The sequence below is a fragment of the Shewanella sp. 10N.7 genome (genome assembly GCF_020806285.1).
GTDB classification, from domain to species: Bacteria; Pseudomonadota; Gammaproteobacteria; order Enterobacterales; family Shewanellaceae; genus Shewanella; species Shewanella electrodiphila.
On the sequence record NZ_JAJGZS010000005.1, the window covers coordinates 125,935 to 131,404 of the forward strand.

The following is a 5,470-nucleotide window of genomic DNA, read 5'->3' on the forward strand; positions in this document are numbered from 1 at the left end:
AGAACGGCGGACTGTTAATCCGTATGTCACTGGTTCGAGTCCAGTCCGGGGAGCCAAGATTTTGACGCTTTGTCAGTATTATACCCTTTCTTGATATCTATCTTTTTTAAATTCCTTTATAATTTCCTAAAATTTACACTACAATCTTAGTGTTAACTCCTTTATTTGTTATAGCTTTTTAATTTTTTGCCGCTATACATAAATGTATGATGACATCAGATTATTACAGGAAATGGACTATTCATGGGCTTATCGAAATCATTCCAATTAGTACTGTTTGTGATTTTTGGACTACTGTTTTTCAGGATTTATGATCTGGAAAATAAAGAAATGCAGCAACAAGGCGCATTAGCCATCCAAAACTACATCACACATATTGATAATATGACTGAGTGGGATGAAAACGGTGAAACGCTATTCAACACCCTGTCCCAAAATTTTACCTTTCAGTTTTTTCAATATATCCATGAAAGCGACAGTGATCTCAACTATACCTTTGGCACATTGGCAAAAAGTGATGAAGAATTTGAAGACAAAATTTTCAGCATTCAATTAGGTCATACAAAGTCATTACCCAATGGTCGCTTGCAAGTCAGACTCAGCACTAAATCAGTCATATCTGCAAGTTTCGTCAATTTAGAAAAAGCCGCGACCCTGGTTATTTTTGCTTACCTTATTCTCATGATTAGCTTTGCTATATTAATGATGCTGCATCGTCGTGGCATAAAATACCTTTGCGATTATATCGACAACATTCCGAACCTAACCTTCCAAGCCGTTCAAACATCTCGTTTAAGAGGTTCTTTAAAACCCATTGGTATCGCGCTTGAAAAAAGCCGTATAGAGCTTAAAACCAGCATTGGTAATTTTCATAAAGAAAATGATTTACTAGCAAAAGCGGCATATCAAGATCCTGTTACGGGCTTTTCTACCCGCCGTCGCTTTAATGATTATATGAAAAGTATCAGTAACTCTGACAAAAAACAGTTTGGTGTGCTTGCAATAATTAAAGCCGCAGATTTATCAACCATCAATCAATTACATGGCCGTGAAGCGGGTGATGATTACTTAAGTCAAATTGCTTCTTGTATAAGACGCGCTGCAGCTAAATCGGGTGTGAGTGAATATTATCGCGTATCAAGTAGTGATTTTGCGCTGTTTATCCAAGACATTACAGTAAAAGAAGGTGAACAGTTTTTAGTCACATTAAAAGCCTACTTCGATGAGTATGCTCAAACTGTTGAAACCGATAACATTGCCCATAGTGGCATGGTGCCATTTGAAAGTAATAGCGATACTCATGCGCTGTTAACCTTGGCAGACACAGCCGTGAGCATAGCGCAAACTTCAGGACTCAATCGTTACCATATTCTTGAAAAATTTACCGGCAACGAACAATTAGGTGATGACCACTGGAAAGTAACGATTAATGAATTAATTAATCGCAAAAGTCTTAAGTTCTTTCAACAGCCGATACTGCCTTGTAACAATCAAGTCGATGTATACCGCGAACTTTACGCGCGATTTTTTAATACTGAAGGTTCAAACTTACCCACAGCCAGCGTTATTGCCATGTCGGAACGTCACGGTTTGAATATCGATTTAGATAAAATGATCGTGGTTCACACCTTACAGTTACTCAATGCAAACCCAAGTTTAACCGGTAATTTTGGCGTCAATATCAGTGCATCTTCTGCCCTACAAGAAATATTTGTTTCTTGGCTGAGAGATATTTTATCAAGCCACCGTTCGACCTCGGCAAGGCTTGTGTTCGAAGTCAGTGAATCGGGTATGCAACAAAATGTCACTGCTAGTCGCCGTTTTGTTCACGAAATGCATAAGGTCGGCGCAAGAGTTGCTATCCAGCAATTTGGTTTAGGCTTTTCATCATTTAAATTTTTCCGAGAAGTAAAACCCGATGTGATTAAACTTGATAGCAGCTATAGCGACGGTATTGACCAAGACAATAACAACAAATTCTTTGTCAGAATGATTGTTGATATTTCACGCCGCATTGGCATAAAAGTCATCGCAACTGGCGTTGAAAGACAAGATGAAAAACTGACATTAGAAAAAATGTTAGTTGATGGCTTGCAAGGATATTATATTGCTAGACCTGAAATCATCGCTAAAACTGATAAATAAATAATCAATGTAAGACCAATCTTCCAAAATAGGGTTAATATTTACATAACCCTTTTTTTTATCCGTTGTTTCTCGACCCTAAACCTTAGATAATAGAGCTAATATCAAATAGAAAAGTGTAGTAATGACAGACTATCTCTTACTGTTAATTGGTACCGTACTGGTTAACAATTTCGTTTTAGTAAAATTTCTTGGCTTGTGCCCTTTTATGGGGGTATCTAGTAAACTTGCCTCCGCCATCGGAATGTCGATGGCTACCACATTTGTACTAACTTTAGCCTCAATCTTAAGCTATCTAACTAATGAGTTTTTACTACAGCCATTTGGATTAACTTATTTACGCACAATGAGCTTTATTTTAGTCATTGCCGTTGTCGTACAGTTTACTGAAATGTTAGTCCAAAAAACCAGTGCATCTTTACATCGCGCCTTAGGCATTTATTTACCGCTAATTACCACCAACTGTGCGGTGCTTGGTGTCGCCCTGCTAAACGTAAATGAAGATCATAACTTTATTCAATCAGCTGTATATGGCTTTGGTGCTGCAGTTGGTTTTTCATTGGTGCTGGTTTTATTTTCTGCCATGCGAGAACGTTTAGCCGCTGCAGATGTGCCACTCCCGTTTAAAGGCGGCGCTATTGCCATGATCACTGCAGGTTTAATGTCTTTAGCCTTTATGGGATTTGCGGGGCTGGTTAAATAGTCATGTCGAGTATTGCAATTGCTGTCGTTGTGCTGACACTTCTAGCACTAATTTTCGGATTAATATTAGGTTACGCCTCAATTAAATTTAAAGTTGAAGGTAACCCAATTATTGATCAGGTCGAAGCCTTATTACCTCAAACACAATGTGGCCAATGTGGCTACCCAGGTTGCAGGCCTTACGCAGAAGCCATAGCAAATGGCGATAACATTAATAAATGTCCTCCCGGTGGCACCGCTACCATGGAAAAACTTGCAGGCTTAATGGGTGTTGACCCAGAACCATTAAATGAAGTTGCACAAGAAGCCGTAAAAAAAGTGGCTTACATCCGCGAAGATGAGTGCATTGGCTGCACAAAGTGCATACAAGCCTGTCCTGTCGATGCCATTTTAGGCGCGGGCAAACTCATGCACACAGTCATTGCCAAAGATTGTACAGGTTGTGACTTATGCGTCGAACCTTGCCCTGTTGACTGTATTGATATGATCCCCGTTGAACAAAATCTTAAAAATTGGGATTGGAAGTTAGCGAGTATTCCAGTCACAGTCGTAGAAGATAGAACTGTCTCCATCAGAATGAAGCAAGAAGATAAAGCTGTAAAAGAGGACTCTCAGTGCTAACTTTATTAGAACAAATTGATAAAGGAACGTTATGGCACTCTCCTGGAGGGATCCATCCGCCGCAACTCAAATCACTTTCAAATCAATCGACAGCCAAGCGATTAACGCCTGCTAGCCAATATCGCGTTCCATTACCACAAGTCGGTGATTGCGCTCGGCTCAGCATTAAAGTAGGCGAGCAGGTAAAACAGGGCCAACAATTAACCGATGGCGAAGGTTTTATGTACTTACCAGTGCATTCCCCAGTTTCCGGCCATGTTATTGATATCAACTTACAATCAAGTAACCATGCTTCAGGGCTACCAACACTAACTTGTATAATCGAAGCTGACGGCCTTAATCAAACAATTGACTATCAAGAGTCAGCTTTAGTTGAATTATCAAATCAGCAAATTTTAGATAAAATTAAGCAAGCTGGCATTGCTGGAATGGGTGGTGCAACTTTTCCGAGTCATATAAAGCTTAACCCAGCGAGTGAAATCGATTTAGTTATTATCAATGGTGTTGAGTGTGAACCTTACATCACATCTGATGATGTATTAATGCGTGAGAATGCTTTAGAGATTTTTAAGGGTATTCAAATTATTAATCAGTTGCTAACACCACAACGTATTGTTGTTGCAATTGAAGATAATAAACCAGAAGCGACTCTTGCAATGCAGCAATGTTTAGCAAGATTTGATGATTTAACCTCCATTGTCAAAATCACCGTTATACCAACAAAATACCCTTCAGGTGGTGAGAAACAATTAATACAAATCATTACCGGCCGAGAAGTCCCAACTGGCAGTATTCCAGCTCAGCAAGGTGTGGTGGTGCACAATGTTGGTACTGCATATGCTATTCAAGATGCTGTTTTACATGGGAAACCCCTTATCGAACGACTCGTCACTTTAACGGGTGAACAAGTTACTCAACCGGGTAATTATTGGATTGCGATAGGTACTAGCGTTGAATATGCGCTGCAGCAAGTCGGTTTTAACGCTGATATTAATCAGAAAGTGATTATTGGTGGCCCTATGATGGGTTACGCGCTACCTGATTATAATGTGCCTGTATTAAAAGGCACTAACTGTATTCTAACGCCAAGTGCCAACGAAATCGCACCTGATGTCGAAGAAAAAGCCTGTATTCGTTGTGGTGAATGCGCCGTTGTCTGCCCTGCTTTATTATTACCACAGCAACTATTTTGGCATGCTAAAGCGGAAGAATACGACAAAGCAGCCAGCTTTAATTTAAAAGATTGCATTGAATGCGGCTGTTGTAGTTTTGTTTGCCCAAGTGACATTCCATTAGTGGAATACTATCGCGTTGCTAAATCGGCATTAAAAAATGAAGCTGAAGAAAAACAACAAGCTGAACAAGCAAAAATTCGCTTCGAAGCACGACTCAAACGTTTAGAAGATGAAAAACTTGCCCGAGAAGAGAAATCTCGTATAGCTGCAGAAAAACGCAAAACTGCGGCAAATGCTAGTAGCAATAAGAATACTGTCGCTGAAGCCATGGCCCGCGTCGCAGCTAAAAAGTTAGCAGCAGAACAAGAAAGTAAACAAGACAAACCAGCGACAGATAAATCTGCAGCTGTAAAAGCGGCCATTGAGCGAGCTAAGGCGAAGAAGTTAGCCAATCAATCAACAACATCGAATACTCCAGATGAAAATGCATCAACTGATAATTTACCTGCAGTTAATGATAAAAAAGCGCAAATTGCAGCCGCTGTAGCTCGAGCTAAAGCAAAAAAATTAGCTCAGAATAAAGCAACGCTTTCTGAAAATGATACTGCATCAGCTCAAAACGAACCCGTTGATGACAAAAAAGCTAAAATCGCGGCAGCAGTTGCACGTGCTAAAGCGAAAAAGCTTGCACAAAAACAAGCTGAATCCGCCAGCAATGCGGATGCAGCAAATTCGCAATTGCTATCTTCTGAAGAGCAGTCTTCTGAAGAGCTGTCTTTTCAAGAGCAAGCGCCACAAGTGCAAGCTCAGTCAGAAATAGGTACAGG

4 protein-coding genes are annotated in these 5,470 nt (G+C 40.1%); all 4 read left to right on the forward strand.

Annotated features, from left to right (window positions below):
- The first annotated feature begins 243 nt into the window (after positions 1–243).
- On the forward strand, positions 244–2,145 hold the full coding sequence (locus tag LMH66_RS04920) for an EAL domain-containing protein (protein ID WP_229368775.1): 1,902 nt from the start codon (positions 244–246) through the stop codon (positions 2,143–2,145).
- Positions 2,146–2,269: 124 nt separating this feature from the next.
- Positions 2,270–2,848, forward strand: a complete 579-nt coding sequence (gene rsxA, locus LMH66_RS04925; RefSeq protein ID WP_102526049.1) for an electron transport complex subunit RsxA — start codon at positions 2,270–2,272, stop codon at positions 2,846–2,848.
- A 2-nt stretch (positions 2,849–2,850) separates the two neighbouring features.
- Positions 2,851–3,468 (forward strand): electron transport complex subunit RsxB, encoded by a 618-nt coding sequence (gene rsxB, locus LMH66_RS04930; RefSeq protein ID WP_229368776.1) that lies wholly within the window; start codon positions 2,851–2,853, stop codon positions 3,466–3,468.
- Positions 3,462–5,470, forward strand: a 2,009-nt coding sequence (gene rsxC / locus LMH66_RS04935) for an electron transport complex subunit RsxC (RefSeq protein WP_229368777.1), incomplete at its 3' end; no start/stop codon positions are given. The genes rsxB and rsxC, both read left to right, overlap by 7 nt.

What these genes read in the sequence shown, in the direction of transcription:
- LMH66_RS04920 (WP_229368775.1), top strand. Translation starts at nt 244, where the DNA reads ATGGGCTTATCGAAATCATTCCAATTAGTACTGTTTGTGATTTTTGGA.
- rsxA (WP_102526049.1), top strand. Translation starts at nt 2,270, where the DNA reads ATGACAGACTATCTCTTACTGTTAATTGGTACCGTACTGGTTAACAAT.
- rsxB (WP_229368776.1), top strand. Translation starts at nt 2,851, where the DNA reads ATGTCGAGTATTGCAATTGCTGTCGTTGTGCTGACACTTCTAGCACTA.